This window comes from Planococcus lenghuensis (assembly GCF_001999905.1).
Taxonomy (GTDB): domain Bacteria; phylum Bacillota; class Bacilli; order Bacillales_A; family Planococcaceae; genus Indiicoccus; species Indiicoccus lenghuensis.
This window is the reverse complement of the sequence record NZ_CP019640.1, coordinates 3036240-3056655: the sequence shown is the minus strand read 5'-3', so window position 1 is coordinate 3056655 and position 20416 is coordinate 3036240. Positions and strand designations below refer to the sequence as shown.

Annotated in this window: 16 protein-coding genes; 10 read left to right on the top strand and 6 right to left on the bottom strand. The window is 50.1% G+C overall.

The window, feature by feature from the left end; genetic code table 11:
- Positions 1-50 precede the first annotated feature (50 nt).
- Positions 51-806 carry a threonine/serine exporter family protein gene (locus B0X71_RS15480; protein WP_077590267.1) on the top strand — a complete coding sequence of 252 codons (756 nt, stop codon included), beginning with the start codon at positions 51-53 and terminating at the stop codon, positions 804-806.
- 10 nt (positions 807-816) lie between these two features.
- Positions 817-1278, top strand: coding sequence for a threonine/serine exporter family protein (locus tag B0X71_RS15475; protein WP_077590266.1), 462 nt, complete (start codon positions 817-819; stop codon positions 1276-1278).
- A gap of 602 nt (positions 1279-1880) precedes the next feature.
- On the opposite strand, the gene B0X71_RS15470 is transcribed toward B0X71_RS15475, so the two are convergent.
- Entirely contained in the window at positions 1881-3896 is a 2016-nt protein-coding gene (locus B0X71_RS15470; RefSeq protein WP_077590265.1) for an EAL domain-containing protein, read from the bottom strand.
- Positions 3897-4225: 329 nt separating this feature from the next.
- Here B0X71_RS15470 and B0X71_RS15465 point away from each other — a divergent pair, with 329 nt between their 5' ends.
- The 3 genes from B0X71_RS15465 (at position 4226) to B0X71_RS15455 (ending at position 8692) form a co-directional block, all read left to right on the top strand.
- On the top strand, positions 4226-5953 hold the full coding sequence (locus B0X71_RS15465; RefSeq protein ID WP_077590264.1) for an ABC transporter ATP-binding protein: 1728 nt from the start codon (positions 4226-4228) through the stop codon (positions 5951-5953).
- Positions 5946-7769: an ABC transporter ATP-binding protein gene (locus B0X71_RS15460; RefSeq protein WP_156889959.1), complete on the top strand. Its 1824-nt coding sequence runs from the start codon at positions 5946-5948 to the stop codon at positions 7767-7769. The genes B0X71_RS15465 and B0X71_RS15460 overlap by 8 nt, the downstream gene beginning before the upstream one ends.
- A 74-nt stretch (positions 7770-7843) precedes the next feature.
- The gene (locus B0X71_RS15455) at positions 7844-8692 is read left to right on the top strand and encodes a GNAT family N-acetyltransferase (protein WP_198038629.1); all 849 of its coding nucleotides are present in this window, start codon (positions 7844-7846) and stop codon (positions 8690-8692) included.
- A gap of 145 nt (positions 8693-8837) precedes the next feature.
- Here the strand turns inward: B0X71_RS15455 and B0X71_RS15450 are convergent, their stop codons facing one another.
- Positions 8838-9332, bottom strand: coding sequence for a YusW family protein (locus B0X71_RS15450; RefSeq protein WP_077590261.1), 495 nt, complete (start codon positions 9330-9332; stop codon positions 8838-8840).
- 154 nt (positions 9333-9486) lie between these two features.
- On the opposite strand from B0X71_RS15450, the gene kynA reads away from it, so the two are divergent.
- On the top strand, positions 9487-10311 hold the full coding sequence (gene kynA, locus B0X71_RS15445; RefSeq protein ID WP_232336712.1) for a tryptophan 2,3-dioxygenase: 825 nt from the start codon (positions 9487-9489) through the stop codon (positions 10309-10311).
- A 361-nt stretch (positions 10312-10672) separates the two neighbouring features.
- On the opposite strand, the gene B0X71_RS15435 is transcribed toward kynA, so the two are convergent.
- The 3 genes from B0X71_RS15435 to cls form a co-directional block, all read right to left on the bottom strand.
- Complete coding sequence (locus B0X71_RS15435) at positions 10673-11692, bottom strand: DUF2804 domain-containing protein (protein WP_077590258.1); 1020 nt, start codon at positions 11690-11692, stop codon at positions 10673-10675.
- A 93-nt stretch (positions 11693-11785) separates the two neighbouring features.
- Positions 11786-12649 carry a DegV family protein gene (locus B0X71_RS15430; protein WP_077590257.1) on the bottom strand — a complete coding sequence of 288 codons (864 nt, stop codon included), beginning with the start codon at positions 12647-12649 and terminating at the stop codon, positions 11786-11788.
- 197 nt (positions 12650-12846) lie between these two features.
- Positions 12847-14268 (bottom strand): cardiolipin synthase, encoded by a 1422-nt coding sequence (cls, locus tag B0X71_RS15425; RefSeq protein ID WP_332309479.1) that lies wholly within the window; start codon positions 14266-14268, stop codon positions 12847-12849.
- A gap of 170 nt (positions 14269-14438) precedes the next feature.
- Here cls and B0X71_RS15420 point away from each other — a divergent pair, with 170 nt between their 5' ends.
- Positions 14439-15296 carry an SDR family oxidoreductase gene (locus B0X71_RS15420; RefSeq protein WP_077591033.1) on the top strand — a complete coding sequence of 286 codons (858 nt, stop codon included), beginning with the start codon at positions 14439-14441 and terminating at the stop codon, positions 15294-15296.
- A gap of 52 nt (positions 15297-15348) precedes the next feature.
- Here B0X71_RS15420 and B0X71_RS15415 read toward each other — a convergent pair whose 3' ends face one another.
- Positions 15349-16725 carry a dipeptidase gene (locus B0X71_RS15415; protein ID WP_077590255.1) on the bottom strand — a complete coding sequence of 459 codons (1377 nt, stop codon included), beginning with the start codon at positions 16723-16725 and terminating at the stop codon, positions 15349-15351.
- Positions 16726-16894: 169 nt separating this feature from the next.
- Between B0X71_RS15415 and B0X71_RS15410 the strand changes: the two genes are divergently transcribed.
- The 3 genes from B0X71_RS15410 to B0X71_RS15400 all read left to right on the top strand — a co-directional run bounded on the left by B0X71_RS15410 (position 16895) and on the right by B0X71_RS15400 (position 20341).
- On the top strand, positions 16895-18145 hold the full coding sequence (locus tag B0X71_RS15410; RefSeq protein ID WP_077590254.1) for an HlyC/CorC family transporter: 1251 nt from the start codon (positions 16895-16897) through the stop codon (positions 18143-18145).
- A 131-nt stretch (positions 18146-18276) separates the two neighbouring features.
- Complete coding sequence (locus B0X71_RS15405) at positions 18277-18813, top strand: RNA polymerase sigma factor (RefSeq protein WP_077590253.1); 537 nt, start codon at positions 18277-18279, stop codon at positions 18811-18813.
- An 82-nt stretch (positions 18814-18895) separates the two neighbouring features.
- A complete protein-coding gene (locus B0X71_RS15400) occupies positions 18896-20341 on the top strand; it encodes a phospholipase D family protein (protein WP_077590252.1) in 1446 nt (481 codons plus the stop codon).
- Positions 20342-20416: the final 75 nt, after the last annotated feature.

Sequence of the window (20416 nt, the reverse complement as noted above, 5' to 3'; positions counted from 1 at the left end):
GTTTTTTCTGTGTGTTTGCGTTAAGATGTTAAAGGAAAGGAGGGATGCGCATGGTACAGACAGGTGAAACAAGACGCGAACTGGCCCTTGATTGCTGCCTGCTCGCCGGCAGGCTGATGGCGGAAGGCGGTGCGGAGACTTACCGGGTGGAAGACACCATGGAGCGGATGGCCGCTTCCCAGCTGATGCCTAAATCTCATTGCTCAGTAGCACCGACCGGTATCATGTTCTCGCCAAGCGATGAACTGCCGACCCGCTTCGTGCGCATCCGTTCAAGACGAACCGACTTGAAACAAGTGGCTCTTGTCAACGCGGTTTCCCGTAAACTGGTCGCCGGCAGCTTTTCACTGCAGGAAGCATATGAGGAACTTATGGCAATTGAAAGTACACACACTGCATTCAGCTTTCGGCTTCAGATTTTTGCGGCTGCTATTGGAAGCGGCTGCTTTCTGCTGCTGTTCGGCGGAGCATGGCCGGATGTGCCGTATGCTATACTCATCGGCGGTATCGGTTTTATTGTAACGGATCGTATCGAGCGGTTGACGCGCATCCGGTTTTTTGCAGAGTTCGTAGCGGCAGTCATCATCGGCACGCTCGCATACACGGTGATTTTCCTTGGATTCGGTGAAGAACTGGATGGAATCATTATCGGCTCTGTCATGCCGCTTGTTCCAGGACTGCTGATTACAAATGCAGTCCGGGATATGATGGCCGGCCATTTTGTATCGGGGTTATCAAAAGGAGCGGAAGCATTCCTGACGGCGTTCGCAATTGGTGCCGGGATTGCGCTCGTCCTGTCATTTTAGGAGGGATATAATGCACTGGGCAATAGAAACACTCGTCGCATTCATCGGCGGGGTATCGTTCAGCGTGCTCTTTAATACACCAACCAGGACACTGATCAGTTGTGGGCTCGTTGGTACAAGTGGCTATATGGTTCACAGTATGTATGTGGGTTTTGGCGGAGATCCCGTACAGGCAACATTTTTCGGCGCGTTTGTCATTGCAATTGCGGCTCATTTGCTGGCACGGAGTTACCGGATGCCGATGATCATTTTCAGTGTTTCCGGCATCATCATGCTTGTACCCGGAAGCCGGGCATTCAACGCCATGCTGAACGTAGTGGAAAACGATTATTTGTCTGCACTGTCCTACGCGGGGGAAGCCTTGATGATTTCCGGGGCCATTGCGATGGGACTGGTGTTCGCGGAGGTATTCATGCAGCTGATATTCAATTTGCTGCGGACGCGAAAAAGCAAAAAACAAGCTTCCCTTTAGCGGAAATGGGCTGGCGGGTTTGGGTATTGTTGGAGAAATTAAATAGATTATATGAAACGCAGTAAAGATTCTCTCTAAATCCGCACCGATCGCTCAGGGAAGGGCTCTCGCCGCAAGCCTGGCAAAACCCGCCAGTCTTACGGCTTCGCCTCTCCCATGGACGCGCCGGTGCTGGGTATCTTCATGACCATTCCGGCATATCCATTCAGGTAACAGACGGACAAGAAAGAGCGAGATAGATGAAACAGCACTTTGCTGCCACACTATCTCGCATTTCCCGTCAGCTGCAGCCGAGCGGAGCAATCGGCGGCTGAACTCCAGAAGAAAGAGCGGCAGGCGGCGACTCCTGCGGGATCAGCAGTTATTATTGCGACGAGCTTGCGCAGGAGCACCGAGCTAAAGACCCTGGACTGAGCGCAGCGAGGGAAGCGGCTGAAGCCGGGCTCGCGGAAAGCGTCCGACGGAAGCGATTTCTTTTGACTAGGAATAGCGCTGGGTGGAGAGCTTTTTCATAACTTGTAAAGTGGTGTAATATAAGACTGGATCAAAAAAAGGCGCTTCCCATTCGTTCGGGAAGCGCCTTTTTGTATTTGATTCACTTATCAATCAGCTGATTTCAGCCATCTTTCCAGTTCGGCGGCTTCCACCGGATGACCCGACAGGTAGCCTTGCGTTACATCGCAGCCGAGCGTGCGGAGGACTTCGAATTGTTCGTTCGTCTCAACGCCTTCCGCGATGACCCGGAAGTCCATCGATTTTCCGAATTGAATCATGCCGCTGACCAGTTTCGGCATTTTTTCCTGTTGGCTCAGTGACTGGATGAATTGTTTATCGATCTTGAGTTCAGAAATCGGCAGCAGCTGCATATAGCGGAATGAGGCATATCCGGTACCGAAATCATCAAGGGCGAAAGTTACACCGCTCTGCTGGAGCAGCATCATCTGCCGGATGATTGAACGTTCAGCTTCAGCTTCAAGCGCAAATTTTTCCGTTATCTCCACAGTCAGCTGATCCGGCCGGCAATTATTCTGATCAAGATGTTCCTGGATAAGACTGGCCATATCTTTATCGCGGAATTCCCGGACAGATGAATTGATACTGACGTGAAGGTTGATGCCGCGGGTTGCCCAGTCTTTCATTTGCTGGCAGACACTCTCAAGGACGAACAGGCCGATGTCATGGATAAGCCCTGTCTCTTCAGCAATCGGAATCAATTCTTCCGGGGACACAATCCCGGCTTCTTCATCACGCCAGCGGACGAGCGCTTCAGCGCCGGTGATGCGTCCGGTCAGGATATCAACCTGCGGCTGATACAGCACTTGCATATTATTGCGGTCCAAGGCATGCATCAACCGTTTCTCAATGAGGGCTTTCCGGTTAAGTCGCCCGTGATCGTCCGGAGACAATGCGGCAATGCTGCCGCCGCCCTGGCTCTTCACTTTATCGATCGTTACATGGGAAGCTTTCATCAAATGCACGAACGATTGCTGGTCTTCCGGATAGCGGGTGATCGAACCGCTGATGGTGATCGGAATCGCGGTTCCCCGTATGTAGATCGGATGCTGCCGCAAGTACGGGACGAACCCTTCAATGAACCAGTCGCTGAGCGGGGTGACGAGTGCGAACTCATGAATGCCTGTCCGGGTGATGGCAGTGTCCGAAAAATACATCCGTAACCTATTCGTGAATTCCGTCAGCAATTCGTTTTCGACATCGGGATCGGAGACATCCGTCAGTGTGTAGAACTGATCGATATTCAAGTAAACGAAGGAAAAATGCCGGCCATCCTGAATGGCATTATTCACGATCTGCTCAAGGCGGTGCCGGTTTTCAAGGCCGGTGACCGGGTCGATGAAAGCCACTTCTTCCAAATGGTCCTGAAACTGCTTAATCTTCGTAATATCCCGGGCGAGAAACATGTAATACTTTTCTTCTTCCGGTAGCGCCATGGGAATTGCGGTTAAGTTCACCCAGTAGCTCTCACCGTCTTTTTTCATTTTTCTGGCTTCACCTGTCCACGTCTTACCGCTTTCAAGCGTATTAAGGATGGATTCGACAAATTGTCGGTCTTCAGGTGTATCGGCGAACATTTGCCAAACCGGACGCCCGATGATCCGTTTCGGGGTCCATTTGCTCGTTTTCAAAAACAGCGGGTTGGCATATGTAATCAGATGATCCTTATCGAAATACAGCATCATGAACGAATCGCTCAACCCATCCCGCAGGCTCGTTAATTCCTGGAAAGCTGTATTGCTTTCTTCAAACTCGTCCAATTCAAACAGCGTCATGACATACCGGGTGCTTCCGGAAGTGAACGCTTTTGCGACCATTGTCGTTACGGTGTCCGTGCCATCGTGGAGATGGACCTCCATGTTCTCGAATCGTACAGGGTTTCGGCTACGCAGGATCTTTTCCCACGATGCTTTGAATTGGGCAGCCTTTTCCTGGCGCATAAACGGGTAAAGTTCCCCTTTGACTTCATCAAGCTTTATATGAAAGGCCCGTTCTGCATGCTGGCTGCACCAGACAACACGGCCGTCTTTATCTGTAATGATAATCGGGAACGGAATATGGTTAAATACAAGGTTGCTGGATAATAATTCCTGCCATTCACTCATCACGTGACGCTCCTTCTGAATGTTCTAGGTTTTATTATAGATAAAAATGAATGGACAGTCATCCTTTTCCGGCAGATACCTGCCAAAAATCCCTAATTTCTATTTTAAAGCAGAATTTTTATCCGAATTCCAATAGATTTTTGCAGACAGGTCGCTGTTTTGTGTATGCTGATTGTTCTGGTCTTTCTGAAGTTTCCGGAATTGACATGAAAGATAGGCTCATTTTTTCAATTTAATAAATTCGGATTTCCGAAACTACAGTTCTTCGATGAAATGTGGCATACTAGATAGATAATTCGAGTAACGAAATGAACAGGAGGCCATCAGTCGTGAAAACTGTTTTTTCTTATGCCTTGCCCTATAAAAAATTCATCATTATTGCTTTGCTGCTGATGCTGACTGAGCTTGCGGTTGAATTGCTTCAGCCGTTTGTCATTGCCCGGATCATTGATTACGGGATCGTGGGCGGAAACCGGGAAGCGATCATTGCGTGGGGAGCAGCGCTTATGCTGTTTGCGCTGACTGCTTTTCTGGCGGGTATCGTCAATTCGTTTTTCGCTGCCCACACGGCCCAAAGCTTCGGGTTTGATCTCCGGGAAGCCCTCTATCGGCGCATTCAATCCTTCTCATTGGCCACATTCAATAAATTCCCGGCATCCGGGCTGATCACACGCCTGACCAGCGATATCACGATGGTCCAGAACGTGCTGTATATGAGTCTCCGAATCATGCTCCGGGCACCGCTGCTGGTAGTCGGAAGCATCATCATGGCATTTGTCATCAATGCCGAGCTGGCTGTCTATCTGGTCATTCTTTTTCCATTTTTGCTTATCTTCCTGGTGGTCATGGTCCGCAAGGGTGTCACGGTTTTCGCGCGGGTCCAGAAACGGCTTGATAAAGTGAACCGGGTGAATCAGGAGAATCTGCAGGCTGTCCGGCTCATTAAGGCTTATTTGCGCGGAAAGTATGAATCGAGCCGCTTTAATGAAGTGGCCGGTCTTTTGAAAACAGACACAGTAAAGGCGTTCCGGATCATGGAAGTCGTACTGCCGGTGCTCATGTTCGGGATGAATGTGTCACTTTTGGCGGTCATCTGGATCGGTGCCAGCCGAATTGAAACCGGCGGCGCCCAAGTCGGTGAGCTCGTAGCCATCATCAATTACGCAACCCGGATGACGATCGCATTCTCCATGTTCGCATTCATTATTATGGCTTATGCGCGGGCGAAAGCGTCTTCCGCCCGGATCAAAGAAGTGCTGACAGAAGAGGACGTCCGGGAGCAGGAAGCGGAAGGGACAGATGAAGCGCTGCATGAAGGGGAAGTGGTGTTCGATCATGTATCTTTCACCTACCCTGGAACGCAAGTGCCGGTGCTGAAGGATGTTTCATTCCGTATCCGGCCGAAAGAAAAGCTGGCCATCATGGGGGCGACCGGCTCGGGAAAATCGACGCTCCTGCAACTGCTGCCGCGCTTTTATGATGTCACGGACGGACAGATCGAAATTCACGGCCGTGACGTGCGGGACTGGTCACTCCGGTCGCTCCGGCAGACGATCGGCATTGTGCCGCAGCAGGCCATGCTATTCACCGGGACGATTTCAGATAACCTGTCCTGGGGAAAAGAGCAGGCAGCGGAACCTGAATTGTTCCAGGCTGCCCAAAAAGCGCAGATCCATGAAACGGTGGAACGTTTTCCGAAAGGATACGGGACGCGTGTCGGACAAAAAGGTGTGAACTTGTCCGGCGGGCAGAAGCAGCGCCTGTCGATAGCCCGGGCTCTGGTCCGGAAACCATCCATCCTGATTTTGGATGACTCGACCAGCGCGCTGGACGTGAAGACGGAAGCGGCACTTTGGGAAGAGCTTGAACAGGAACATGCCACCATGCTTGTCGTTACGCAAAAAGTCCGGACTGCATTGAAAGCGGACCGCATTCTGCTCTTAGATGACGGTGAAATCACCGCATATGGCACCCATGAGGAATTGCTGGCATCATCCGAACTGTATCGGCAAATTGCGGTTTCCCAGCAGGAAGAAGAGGTGAATGAGTATGTTTGATGCAATCCGGCGGCCGTTCGGCTATGAACCGGTACTGAAAAAAGAGGAATTGAATGGAAAGCCGGCCAATAAGACCGAGCGGGCGAATGACTGGAAATCAACGCTTCTCAATATTTGGCGGCTCGTGGATGAGCAGCGGATGCTGTTGATTGCTGTATTGAGCCTGGTCGTCGTTAGCTCAGCGCTCACATTACTGGGGCCGTTCCTGATCGGCTACATCATTGATGAATATATCGTTCCCGGCTCTTTCGGCGGGATGCAAAATATAATCTTTTGGCTGATTGCGGTATATGCGGGCTTATCGGTTTCACTTTACCTGCAGAATTATTGGATGGTGGGGATTGCCCAGCAGGTGGTCTACCGTATGCGGACCCGGCTGTTCAGCCATCTGCAGCAATTGCCGGTAAGCTTTTTCGATAAGCGGCAGCACGGGGAATTGATGAGCCGCATGACGAACGATATTGAAAACGTCAGCGTGACATTGAATAGTTCTCTGATCCAAATTTTCTCAAGTGTACTCATATTGGTCGGGACAGCGGTGGTTATGGTATTCCTGAGTCCGCTGCTGACTGTGCTGACGCTTATTATCATTCCGGTCATGTTCATCGCGATGCGCTGGATCACCAAGCGGACAAGCCGGCTTTATAAGCAGCAGCAAAAAGCGGTTGGTGAACTGAACGGTTATATTGAGGAGACGATTTCCGGCCAAAGCATCATCAAGGCGTTTTCCCAGGAACCGCGTGTGCTGGATGAGTTCGCTGAAAAAAGCGGTAATCTCCGGCAAACGGCATTCTGGGCGTGGACGTATGCCGGATTCATACCGAAAGTGATGAACTTCCTGAATAACGCAAGTTTCGCACTTGTTGCCGGCGTCGGCGGTATTTTAGCGCTGAACGGGCAAGTGACCATCGGTGTAATCGTCATTTTTACCGAGTATGCCCGGCAGTTCACCCGGCCGCTGAACGACTTGGCCAATCAGTTTAATACAGTTCTGTCAGCGATTGCTGGAGCTGAGCGCGTATTCGCTATCATGGACGAAAAGACGGAGCGGGACGACGCGGCGGAAAACACGGATGCTGTCTTGAAAGGTCATGTGGAATTTGATCATGTTTCTTTCAAGTACGAAGGAGCGGAAGAAGACTGGACCGTACGGGATATCAGCTTTACGGTGGAACCGGGGCAGACGGCGGCGTTCGTCGGGGCGACCGGTGCCGGCAAGACAACCATCATGCAGCTGCTTGCCCGTTTTTATGACGCCAATGAAGGGGAAGTCCGGCTGGATGGCATTCCGATCACTGACATGCCAAGACAGACATTGCGCAGTCAGATTGCATTCATCCTTCAGGACCCGTTCCTGTTCGAAGCGAGCGTCCGGGAGAACATCCGATATGGAAAACTGGACGCAACGGACGAAGAAATCATGGAAGCGGCCAAGCAGGCGAATGCCCATGAATTTATCGAAAAACTGCCGGACGGATATGATACCGTGCTTGAAGGTGACGGTGCGATGATCAGTCAGGGCCAAAAGCAGTTATTGTCCATCGCCCGGGCGCTTGTGGCAGATCCGGTGATTCTGCTTCTTGACGAAGCGACAAGCAGCATCGATACCGTGACTGAACTGAAAATCCAGGAAGCGCTTGAACGCCTCATGGAAGGCCGGACAAGCTTTGTTATCGCCCACCGGCTGAATACGGTCCGGCAGGCGGATCTTGTCTTTGTCATGGATCTTGGCGTATTAGTGGAATCCGGCACACAGAAGGAGCTGATTGAGAGCGGCGGCCGCTATGCAGCCATGCTGGAAGATGCTAAATTATAACCGGCTCCTGAAGGGGCTGGTTTTTTTTGCGGTGAAATATGATAGGATTAACAAAAACAGAGAGGAAGAGGCAGATGGAACTGGCACTCTCCATTGAATCGTTTCCGCTCAGCGAAGAAACGGACAGGGATATGAACAACCTGCTGGACGGACTGGGAACCGATTACCGCACAGTCACCGGTGCCTCCGTATGGCGGCTGCCGGATGTGCGGGGGTTTGCTGTGCTGGCTTATACGGAGGAAGGTGAATTGAAAGGATTTGCTACAGCCATCGATATTGTCAACCTCGATCAGTATGAATGGTCAGCCGTCGTGTCGCCGGATATCCGCCGGCAGTCGGTGGGGGCAGCGCTGGCTGAGGGAATCCGTCACGGTCTTAAACAGCGGGGGGCGGAAGGAGAATTGGCGGCATGTGTGGAAGAAGAAGGGGCCGCAGCGTTCATTCAAAGCCTCGGATACAAGCCGGCCTTTAAAGAAATTCAATTAGCCGCGCCGCTGCTGCGGGATTACGAGCTTCCTTCCGGGATGGAGGTTGTGCTGGCTGACGAAGAAGAGGCGGAAGCAGAGCGTGTGCTGACAGCGGCGTTCGATGAAAACATGCTACCGGTGATCGCCTATAATATGGCGGATGAATCCCGGCAGGTTTGGCTTATGCGAAAAGACGGACGCGCTGTGGCATCCGCTGCTACACTGGCTGAAGACGGCCACCTTTGGGTGACAGCTTTTGGCACCCATCCTGATGAACAGGGAAAAGGATATGGCAAGGCGTTTCTGCACTGGTGCAGGCAGCTTGCAGCCCGCATGGAACTGCGGGATGTCATGCTTGATGTGGAAACTGAAAATGAAGCGCTTGCCTTATACGAGCGATCAGGGTTTACACCCGTAACAACGGTGGCCTATTGGGAACCAGAGAGCACAGGCTGATTGAAAAAGTTCAAAAAACCAATCCCCGCCGGGCAGAGTGGCTGCCCGGCGGGGATTGGTTTTTCTTTAAATGACATGAATCAGAATCATCGGTATTGATCGGCCGATCGGTAAAAGGAGTAATAAGCCGACCGACCGGAATCAATTATTCTTCAAGTTCATACTCTTCGTCAGTTCCGTCTTCATACGTAACTGAAATCGTAAGCGAAGTTACATTGTCACCCAATTCAAAAGCATCCATTACGGAGGCGATCACTTCTTCGTCGGGGGTTTCCGGATCGATTTCAATTCCTTCAATGACGGGTTCGAGTTCATCCCACGCTTCGTTGCCTTCAAATGTCTCGCCTTCCAGGTCATTTCTGTATTCCGCTACGACCTGATCCCGCTCCTCTTCATAGCTCGCGTACAATTCCTCACCTTCAGCGAACTCCGCTTCCACGACAAAATCAGTAAAGCCGAAAGTAACGCCGCCCGGCTCATCGACCCCACCCGCAGGATCTGCTTCCTCCGGTGTATTTGCCGGCGTCGGCGACTCATCACCGACATGTTCAGTTACTACGTCACCTCTGTCGCACGCACCAAGCACCATGACAGAGGAGATGGCAATTCCGGCCATGAACCGGTATTTATTCCGTCCCATTCATCCTCATCCTTTCAAAAAACAATTCTCGTTACAGTACGTATTCCCGTTTTTCGCCAAATCAATCATAAGGCGGATGCCGGTACCCCGTCGAAAAGGGTACAATGGATGAAGAGAAGCCGAGCCGAAGATGAGACAGAAAGGTTGTCAGGGCATGACCAATCGTGATGGAAACATCCGTACCGATTTTAAAGATGAAATGACGTACAGCGAGTATTTGCATTTGGACAAGCTGCTGGATGCGCAGCAGGGGCTGAGCGGTCATCATGATGAAACGTTGTTCATCATCATCCATCAGGTTTCCGAATTATGGATGAAACTCATTCTGCATGAACTCCGTGCTGCCGTCCGGCACATCGATCAGGATGATCTCCAGCCGGCATTCAAGCAATTGGCGCGGGTATCAAAAATTCAGGAGCAGATCATTAAAGCCTGGGATGTGCTGGCGACGATGACGCCTGCTGAATATATGGGATTTCGTGACGCGCTGGGCAACGCAAGCGGTTTTCAGTCATACCAATACCGGCTGATTGAATTCGCACTCGGTTATAAAACGGCGCATGTACTGAAGATTTATGAAAAAGACGAAGATTTGCACAGCGGGCTTGTTGCTGCATATAATGCTCCGGGGTTGTATGATACAGCCATCCGGAAATTGAGCAGAAGCGGTTTTGCTATCAATTCATCTGTCCTGAACCGACGCACTGACGATTCCTACGGCCCGGATGATAGTGTGAAAAGTGCCTGGAAAACGGTTTACCGGAACACTGAAACTTATTGGGAACTGTATCAATTGGCAGAAAAGCTGGTCGACATCGAAGACTGGATGCAGCAATGGCGTTTCCGGCATATGAAAACAGTCGAACGGATCATCGGATTCAAGACGGGCACCGGTGGCTCTTCCGGTGTCGGTTATTTGAAAAAAGTACTGGATCAATCATTTTTCCCTGAACTGTGGGCCATTCGCACAGAACTGTGACAGTGCCGGTAATCCGGCCGGCCAATCAATTTAACCAGCACCTGAAAGAGGGTATCCAAAAAGCTTTGCAGTTCATCATATCCGCGGAACTTTTTGAAACGGCACTCGCTGCGCAAACGCTCGGCCGTCCTGTTTTTGCTCGAACGAATCAGCCTGATCATACAGAAAGCGGAAAGAGGACAATTTGTTCCCCTTCCCGCTTTTTTTTGGTTTTTTTTCAGATGGATTGTGGCCGTTCCGGAAGCGTCCGGTTTTGCAACCCGGGCCGGGGGATAAAAAAGCTGTGTCAGCATGTCGGTTAGACTTTTTGGACAGTCCACTTTTATTAGTATTAGAGCGAGTTGTACAGCAGCTTTTCTGGTTACCATTTGGCATACTGTTCTTCCACAGCGCCAAGCAGCTGCCGAATTCTAAGCTTCCGGCCATCCGCATAGCGGACATAACCATTAAAGTAGCCGAACAGCTGATGGACTTCGGATTTCAGAAGCCGTAAATTACTTTCAGCCGTCCGTTCGAAAAAAGGCGTGAAAGTCAGGTGGACATCATCTGAGAATTTCGTCTGTATTTCCCAGGGAGCGGTGTAATCGGATTTAACATAATTGAATAAGACATCTTCATGGATCTTTGTCAGTCTGCCATCCACGATAAAAGCATTTTCTGTCATTCCGCTTCCATCCGTCCACTTGCCGCCAAAATTCAGTCCGATTTCTTTACCGAATACCAGCTGTGAGGCCACAGCCCAGTTTTTTGCCGTTTCCCGGGGCCACACACCGCGGCTGCAGTCCAATACAGCAAAACTGTCAGCCGGATCGAATGTAAAGGGCTGATCTCCGATTCGGACAATGCCGCTAACGGGTAAATTAAGATGCTTGCCGGTCAGCTGGAATAGATTGCGGTTCCTTGGAATAACGACATTCAGTGAATCACGTGAAGCTGGGTGATCGATCTTAAGATCAGCCTGCAGCGGTTCCCCGTCAAAATCCTGCGTTTTAACTGACATGAATGTTTGATTTTTTCGCTCAATCAATTCAATTATCAGTCCTTCATGGGAAAAGCGGTATTCCTCAAAAGCTTTCGGTGCCAGTTTCATGCTTTTTGCAAAAGGCAGGATAAGAGATTTTTCATAGAACCGCTGATTTTCGTAATTCAGGAAATACACAGAGCAGGCTGCGGCATAATCAAAATGACTGACAGTGACAGAGAACACGATTTCAGTTCCGAAAATGCACCAGTAATTCCATCTTTTCTTCCGCAGAAAATGCCCCCGTAAATTGCTTTCAATCAGCGGCTTCCGGGCGAATCCAATGGCATTTGGGTTCAGCTGTCCTTTCGTGTCACAGAGCAAAACAGGATCTGTGATTTCCCGTTCCAAGTGTTGCATGTCTACCACCTCACGCGATACGTTGCTGCTGCCATTGCAGCAGATGAATGCTGGACTATCTGTTGACAGATGGCATAGTGAGTCCTGTTCGACTTACTTATAAATGGCAGGCTCACTGCGCCAGAGAAGGGCGATTGTTCCTTCACCTGCATGGACGACCAGCACCGTGCTGAGTTCACCGATCAGTATATGGGCGTGCGGCACAACTTTTAATATTTCTTCACGCAGTTCTACAGCTTCCGCAATGACATTGGCATGCAATATCTGGAACTTGGAAGAACCGTGTTCACGGTAACTTTCGGTTGCCCGGTCAACGAGGTACTGCATCGCTTTTTTCTGTGATCTGACTTTGTCGATTGGTGCCAATTCACCTTCTTCCGTAATTTGGACGATCGGTTTCACTTTCAGCAGGCTTCCCAGATAATACTGGACCCCATTCATCCGTCCGCCTTTATACAATTGCGACAGGTTGCCGATCGTGATGAAATTCCGGAAATCCACTGTCTCATTCTGCAGCTGAGCTGCGATTTTTTCAGGCACCAATCCCTGCTCCTGCAGGTAAAAGCCGCGTTCAATCAGTCCTGTCATCCCATAGGAGAGGGCCAGCGAATCAACGGCATAGAGAGGAAAGTCCGCCATTTCGGCACCGGCGACGGAAGAGGCCAGTGTGCCACTTAACCGGGAAGAGCCATGAACGGCGATCGCGCACTCGTACTCTTCCTTCAGACGGTTATACAGCTCGGCAAATTTTCCGGCGGAAGGCTGAGAGGTCTTCGGGAATTCCTCAGCCCCCCGAAGCCGGTCATACAATTCTTCTGAAGTTAAATCAACTGCATCTTCAAAAGTTTCCTGCCCAAAATGAATATTAAGCGGCACTACGTATACATCCGGATGCTCTTTCAGTTCTTCTGTTATGAATCCCATCGAATCAGTAATCCAAGCAAGCGGTTTTTTCATCGGAACCATTCCCATCTTATTGAAGATTCAGTAACCAAAATATAGCATACCATGCGTAAAAGGGACAGAGAAAAAACGGGAGTTTAGACGGATATGATCACTTTCGGAACGGGTTCCTGGCTTTACAGTAAGTTTAGTTGTGACAAAAGAATCATAAAAGAAAGACTGGCCCTTATAATAGGAGCAGTCTTGGAAATTCACAGCAGCGGAGCCATCAGCCGGGCGAAACGATGCCTGATGCGCTTGAACAGCGACCGGCTGTCAAAATACTCCTGGGTCAGCTGACTGGTGAGTTCCATGTCCCGGAAGAATACTTCTGTCATCGCTTCCGTTGTCTCCCGGTCAAAAATGAATGCATTAACTTCGAAGTTCAATTTAAAACTCCGGACATCCATATTGGCAGAACCGAGTGTAAAGGCTTTGCCATCGATTATCATCATTTTAGCGTGGAGGAAACCATTATGGTATGCATATACCTGTACACCTGCATCCAGTAAATCGCCTACAAATGACAGTGTTGCCGAATGGACAAACGGGTGATCCGACTTGTCCGGAATCATCATCCGGACATCGATTCCGCTCAGCGATGCGACTTGCAAGGCATCAATGATCGTCTGTTCCGGCACGAAATAAGGGGTCTGGATATAAATGGATTGCTGCGCACTGGCTATGAGCTTCAGCAAGCCGTTTTTAACTTGTGTATGCCGTTCATCGGGCCCGCTCGCCACAATCTGCATGGCTGCACCTTTGCGGTCAGGCGACGGGGGGAAGTATTCAAAGGCAAATTTAACCGGATGGCTGTTTGAAGCTTCATTCCAATCCAGCAGGAACCGGTGCTGAAGTGTGTGTACAGCACCGCCTGTAATCCGAAGATGGGTATCCCGCCAATAGCCGAACTTCGGTTTTTCCCCCAAATACTCTTCGCCGACATTGAACCCGCCGGTATAGGAAATCATTCCGTCTATGACTACGATTTTCCGGTGATTCCGATAATTCATATTCGTATTAATGACGGGCAGCCTGGAAGGCATGAACGGTGCAGCCTTGCCGCCCGCCTCTCTGAATTCCGCCAGGAACGCATCGTTGACCGAATGCGAGCCGACATCATCATACAAGAACAGTGTTTTGACGCCTTCTTTTGCTTTTTGAGTCAGCAGATCCAGCAGTTTCTGAGCCAGCGCATCTTTTCGGATGATGTAATATTCCATGTGAATATGATCTTTGGCGTTCCGGATATCTTCAAAAAGCGCATCAAATTTATCTCTGCCGTCGGAAAAAATACTGATTCGGTTATTGAACGTCAGCAGGGCTGGAGCTGTTTGCAGATTCATCCGGACCAGTCCTTCAAGCTCCTGCGTAACGGATACAGGGTGCTGAAAAGCGCCAGTGGTCACTGCATGCAGCTGATCATCGGCCGCCTTTGCTAGCTCATCATTAAAATAAGTGGACTGCTGTTTGAGTCTCTCTTTTTTAAATGAGCGGCCGAAGAATAGATAAAGAAAGAAACCGATCACAGGCAGGAAGAACAGGACCATCAGCCATGCCCATGTGGACGAAGGGGTTTTCCTTTCACGAAACACGATAATTACTGCCAATATGATATTCAAAAAGAAGAAGATGCTTGCAATATTACGCCAGGCCTCGAATGTAACAAATGGAATGGGAATCCCCGCCTTTCAGTCAGTCGTTGCTACTGTACTTTATTTCAGCACATTCTGCCGGTTTAAGTAAAGGAAGAAGGGGAAAACTGACCAAAGAAAGTAAAATGATCAGGAAGGGTGAGTTGATGATGGAGAAAAATAAACCGACAGATATCCCCGCGCAGGAGCAGGAGAGACAGCCGGGTATAGAATCCGGCATGACGCCCCGTCCGGATTTCCGGGAGAACTTAGCCGGCAAAGCGCAGCGGCTGGCAGGGAAGACGGCATTGATCACCGGAGGGGACAGCGGCATCGGCCGGGCAGTTGCCATTGCTTTTGCAAAAGAGGGCGCTGATGTGGCCATTGTATTTTTGGATGAACATGATGATGCAGCAGAAACAAAGAAGCTGGTCGAACAGGAAGGGCAGCGCTGCCTGCTGATTTCCGGTGATTTAGGCGAAGAGTCATTCAGTGAGGAAGTGCTGAAGCAGACAATTAACCAATACGGTAAACTCGATGTGCTAGTTAATAACGCAGCTGAACAGCATCCGCAGCCCTCTCTTGAAGATATAACCGCAGAGCAGCTGGAGCGAACGTTCCGGACTAATGTATTCGGCATGTTCCACTTGACGAAAGCGGCACTGAAGCATTTGAAGTCAGGGAGCTCGATCATCAACACAACATCCATCACCGCATTCCGCGGGGAACCGAGTCTGATTGACTATTCTTCGACGAAAGGTGCGATTCTGGCATTTACCCGCTCGCTTTCCGGGTCGCTTGTCGAAAAAGGCATCCGGGTGAATTGCGTAGCGCCGGGACCGATCTGGACTCCGCTCATTCCGTCAACATTCGGAGAGGAAAAAGTGGATGAATTCGGTAAGAACGTACCGATGAAACGGCCGGGCCAGCCGGACGAACTGGCACCGGGCTATGTCTACTTTGCATCGGATGACTCATCGTATGTAACCGGACAAGTGCTTCATATCAACGGCGGTGTCCCGCTTTAATTAATACAGAAAGGACCGGGAGATTTTCCCGGTCCTTTCTTAATGAGCCCTATTAAAGTTTAGCGGCTTCAGATAAATAATCTCCGATGACCCGGAGCCCTTTGTCAAAGTTCTCCAGGTGGAAATGTTCATTCGGTGCATGAAAATTCTCAGTGGATAAGCCGAAGCCCATCAGCACGACCGGCAGGCCGAGGATGCGGTCGAATTCCGCAACAATCGGAACCGATCCGCCCATGCGCGTATAAACAGTCGGCACATTGTACACTTTTTCATAAGAACGGCCGGCCGCCTGAATCGCCGGATGATCGAATGGCGTGATGAACGGCGTTCCTTTGTCGAATTCCGTAATAGTAACTGTAACGCCCGGCGGCAGATGCGCATCCACATGAGCGCGGAGTTTCGCAATAATGTCATCGGGTTTCTGGTCAGGGACGAGCCGGCATGTGATCTTTGCCCCCGCTTCTGATGGGATGACTGTTTTGATGCCTTCACCTGAGAACCCGCCGAAGATGCCATTGATTTCAAGTGTCGGGCGGACCCATGTCCGTTCAAGGAATGAATAACCGGATTCACCAAAATCCTCCGTAATGCCAAGCGCTTTCTTTTCCGCTTCCAAGTCGAAATCCAGTTCACGGTAAGCTGTGCGTTCTTCATCTTTCAGCGGCCGCACGTCATCATAAAAACCATCAACTTGAACTGTCCCTTCCTGATCATGGAACGAAGCGACAATATCTGCCACTGCGTGAATCGGATTCTGAACAGCGCCGCCATACAAGCCGGAGTGGAGGTCGCCTTTTGGCCCTTTCACATCAATCTGGATGCCCGCTAGACCGCGCAGTCCATAGCAGACCGCCGGCCGGCCCGGCCCCTGCATGCCGGTGTCGGAGATGACAATCAGATCCGCTGCCAGTTTTTCTTTGTTTTCCTCCACATAAACCGGGAGATTCGGACTTCCGATTTCTTCTTCGCCTTCAATGATGAATTTCATATTGACGGGCAGCTCGCCGTTCAGTTTCAGCAGCGCTTCAGCAGTCTTGATATGCATGAAAGTCTGGCCCTTGTCGTCACTTGCGCCGCGCGCATACAATTTATTGTCACGCACGTGCGGGTCGAACGGCGGGGTTTCCCATAAATGCAGCGGATCCACCGGCTGCACATCGTAATGGCCGTACACAAGGACGGTCGGTTTGCCGGGTGCGTTCAGCCAGTCGGCATAGACGACCGGGTGCCCGGCTGTCTCATCAATGGAAACATGTTCGAGTCCCGCCTGTTCCAAGGCGTTTTTCAGCCATTCAGCAGCTTTCCGCGTATCCTGTTTATGCTCGTTGAGTGAACTGATGGAAGAGATGCGAAGGAATGACTTCAGTTCATCCAAGTGTTCTTCGCGGTTTCGTTTGAAATAAAGATCCAGTTCCTGATTCAAATTTATGCCTCCAATTCAAAATGGTTCGAGTTTGGAAATAGTATAGCATACCGAACAGTGTTTTCGACATCAGCAAAAGACCTGTGATATAATCAGGAACAGAGAAAGAGCTCGGAAATTCCGCAGAGCGGAAAGCTTACTTTAATTTTCGAATTTTATACTGGAGGAAACAAATTTGTTCATAGCACTCGCGTTTTTCTTGATGATGTCGTTTTTCCTGTCAGGAAGCGAGACTGCACTCACTGCAGTTAACAGGATGAAGGTCCAGCTTCGGGCAGAGCAGGGAGATGATGATGCTGCAGCTCAGCGCCTGCTGAAACTTATATCGAAGCCGGACCGAATGATCACGACAATTCTGATTGGAAATAATATCGCGAATATTATGCTGCCGACGCTGGTTACGACAATTGCCATCACGAGAGGCTGGGAAGTCGGAGTGGCGACCGGTGTGCTGACAGTGATCCTGATCATTTTCGGTGAAGTGCTGCCGAAGACGATTGCGGCCACATTCGCAGACAAGGTCGCTTATATCGTTGCGCCTGTCATATCCGCGATGGTTGTTGTTCTGCGTCCGCTGACGTGGATTCTGTCCCAATTCACCAACATTTTCATCCGCCTTATTTCGCGGGGACAGGTGAAGGAAGCGACGATAACGAAAGAAGAACTGCGTTCAATGGTTGACATTGCATCGAGTGAAGGGACGTTTGAAGAAGAAGAATCCCTTCGCCTGATGGGTATGCTTGATTTTTCCTCCAAGGATGTTTCCGACGTGATGGAAACACACCGGACGGATACAGTCGGCATCCCCGCTGATTCGACGTATGAAGAAGTCCGGGATATCATTTTGAGCCATTCCTATACCCGTTATCCTGTTTATGAAGAAAATATGGATAATATCGTCGGCCTGTTCTTTACGAAGCGGCTGATCGAGTGGTCGATGAATCCGGGCCTGACACTTGAAGAATTGATGGATGCAAACCCGTTATTCGTTGTACAGAGCGTGAGTGTCGAAAAAGTGTTCCGCATGATGCTGGCCAGAAAGAAGCACATGGCAATTGTGCTGGATGAATACGGCGGGACGCTTGGACTTGTGACGACGGAAGATATCATCGAAGAGATGATCGGGAAAGACATTGAAGATGAAACCGATAAAGAAGATGAAACGCTTATCTATACTGTGACAGAAAATCGGATTTCCTGTCACGGGCGGCTGGAAATTGAAGATGTCAATGAAATCTTCAATATTGAACTGCCCGAGGATGACCACGATACAGTAGCCGGGTTCGTGCTGCAGCAATTGGGTCATGTTCCGGATGAAGGGGAAGAATTTGAATTCGAAAATCTTCACGTGACAGTTAATGAAGTCGACCGCAATAAGATTGTGCGGCTGACCATTACGAAAAATTCAATGGAAGTTCCGGTTTAATGCCTTCACAGGATGTGAGGGCTTTTTTTGTGCTTACATTTTTGTAAGTCAATTGAAAGCGAATCCGATAGAGGGTAAGGCACCATTCTGGCAAACTGGTCTTAACAGAACAACCGAATGGGGGCAATACAATGGAAAGCCTATATAATGAATATAACCGTTATCTCTATCACCTTTGCCTGAAACTGACACGCAACAAGGATGAAGCGGAGGATCTGATGCAGGAAGTCTGGCTGAAAGTCGTGCGTTCGAAGTCACAGATCGATCAGATTGAACATGCCAAAGCCTGGCTGACGACAGTCTGCATGAATACATTCCGGGATCGCTACCGTAAAAATGTCCGGCGTTCGAAACACGTGATGCAGCAACCGGAAGGCCTGGATATTTCGATTCTGGATTTGGTGCCTTCAGATGAAGCGGGAGCGGAAGAAACTGCGGAAAAACATGACGCGGCAGTTCTGCTGCAGCATAAAATTGCCGAACTTGATGGCATTTACCGCACGACCATTCTTTATTTCTATGTGCACCAATTATCACTGAATGAAATTGCGGATGAAATGAAAGTGTCGGTTGGAACAGTGAAATCCCGCCTCTTCCGGGCAAAACAGCGATTGAAAGAATTGCTGCTGGCAGACAGTCAAACCCGGGATTATGTGATGACCGCTTAAACAGCAGCCGGTTCAGCCGGCTTTTTTGTGTATGCAGACAGCTTCTGCTACTGTATAGATAAATAGGACGGGGGGCTGACGTATGAAAGCGAAACTGACTGACGGCAGAAAGTGGCTGACCGGCACACTGTCTGTACTGGCGGTATCTTACGTGGCGGCTGCAGCCTGGAACTCATTTATCAAACCGATTCCGAAAGGCTTGGCCTATCAGGGGAGACTTCACCGGGCGGAAACGATTGATATGCTGACGGATCTTACATACGTGGAAGACCGGGAAGGCAAGCGGACAAAACGTGAAGCGCAGATTTTTCAGGAAATCTATCAAGTGATTGACCGGGCGGAGCAGTTTATCGTACTCGATTTTTTCATGCTCGGCCGTTACGGCGCGGAAGGAAAAGAGTATCCGGCTATTGCGGAAAACCTGGTCAGCCGATTGTTAGCTAAAAAAGAAGCATCCCCGGACATGCCGATTTATTTCATCACCGATCCGCTTAATTCGGGATATGGCTCATATGAACTGCCGGAATTCAGCAAACTCAAAGAAGCCGGTGTGGAGGTTATTTACACTGATTTGGATAAATTGCGCGATTCCATCCCGCTGTATTCTGGCCTGTACCGGCTGCTGGTGCAATGGCCGGATAACGGCGGAGAGGGATGGATCTCAAATCCCATCGCAGGCGATGCGCCGGATATGACCCTATCATCTTTCCTGACGCTTCTGAATATCAAAGCGAATCACCGGAAAGCGATCATTACAGAATCCGAAGCGATCATCAGTTCAGCCAATCCGCATGACCCTGACGGCTATAATGATAATATGGCATTTCGGGTCACCGGGCCGGTGCTGAAGGACTTGCTGGAAGCGGAAGAAGCGGTTTCCCTGATGTCCGGCGGACCGGTACTGCCGCGGACGGAGCCCGGAGAAGAACGCGGGGAGTATAAAGTGCAGTATCTGACGGAACATGAAGTACTGAAAGCCCTGCTCCAGGACATTACAGCAACTGAGGAAGGGGATGCAATCTGGCTGGCAATGCTGTATTTGGCGGAACGGGAAGTGATCAATGCGTTGAAAAGTGCAGCGAAACGCGGTGTGGATGTGCGGCTGATCCTCGATCCGAACAAAACTGCGTTCGGCAGAAATCAGCGGGGGCTGCCGAACCGACCAGTCGCGAAAGAACTGCGGGAGACAGGGCTGGAGAATCTTCAGCTCCGCTGGTATAACGTCATTGACGAAGAATTCCACACGAAGACTACCTTGGTCCGGATGGCCGGTAAAACCGTCATATCCGGGGGATCTTCCAATTTTTCGTCAAGATCGCTCGATAACCATAACATCGAAAGCAATCTCCGGATTGAGGCGCCAAATGACAGTGATCTGGTACAGAGCCTGGAAGCCTATTTCAAGCGGTTATGGAACAATGAAGACGGCATTTTCACGCTGGATGATACCGCTTATCAGAGCCGGCTGACACCGCTGGAGCGGGGCGTCTATGCTGTGCAGAAATTATTGAAAATCACCACATACTGATATAAGACCGGTTCCGCCTGTCAGGGACCGGTCTTTCTGTAATCAGTCGGCTGATGATGATGAATCAGGAGGAGA

Excerpts from the sequence above, each read along its gene's own strand:
- B0X71_RS15405 (WP_077590253.1), top strand. The coding sequence starts at position 18,277 with ATGGAAAGCCTATATAATGAATATAACCGTTATCTCTATCACCTTTGC.
- B0X71_RS15475 (WP_077590266.1), top strand. The coding sequence starts at position 817 with ATGCACTGGGCAATAGAAACACTCGTCGCATTCATCGGCGGGGTATCG.
- B0X71_RS15480 (WP_077590267.1), top strand. The coding sequence starts at position 51 with ATGGTACAGACAGGTGAAACAAGACGCGAACTGGCCCTTGATTGCTGC.
- B0X71_RS15430 (WP_077590257.1), bottom strand. The coding sequence starts at position 12,649 with ATGAAAAAACCGCTTGCTTGGATTACTGATTCGATGGGATTCATAACA.
- B0X71_RS15435 (WP_077590258.1), bottom strand. The coding sequence starts at position 11,692 with ATGCAACACTTGGAACGGGAAATCACAGATCCTGTTTTGCTCTGTGAC.
- B0X71_RS15400 (WP_077590252.1), top strand. The coding sequence starts at position 18,896 with ATGAAAGCGAAACTGACTGACGGCAGAAAGTGGCTGACCGGCACACTG.
- B0X71_RS15470 (WP_077590265.1), bottom strand. The coding sequence starts at position 3,896 with ATGAGTGAATGGCAGGAATTATTATCCAGCAACCTTGTATTTAACCAT.
- B0X71_RS15450 (WP_077590261.1), bottom strand. The coding sequence starts at position 9,332 with ATGGGACGGAATAAATACCGGTTCATGGCCGGAATTGCCATCTCCTCT.
- kynA (WP_232336712.1), top strand. The coding sequence starts at position 9,487 with ATGACCAATCGTGATGGAAACATCCGTACCGATTTTAAAGATGAAATG.
- B0X71_RS15420 (WP_077591033.1), top strand. The coding sequence starts at position 14,439 with ATGGAGAAAAATAAACCGACAGATATCCCCGCGCAGGAGCAGGAGAGA.
- B0X71_RS15460 (WP_156889959.1), top strand. The coding sequence starts at position 5,946 with ATGTTTGATGCAATCCGGCGGCCGTTCGGCTATGAACCGGTACTGAAA.
- B0X71_RS15455 (WP_198038629.1), top strand. The coding sequence starts at position 7,844 with ATGGAACTGGCACTCTCCATTGAATCGTTTCCGCTCAGCGAAGAAACG.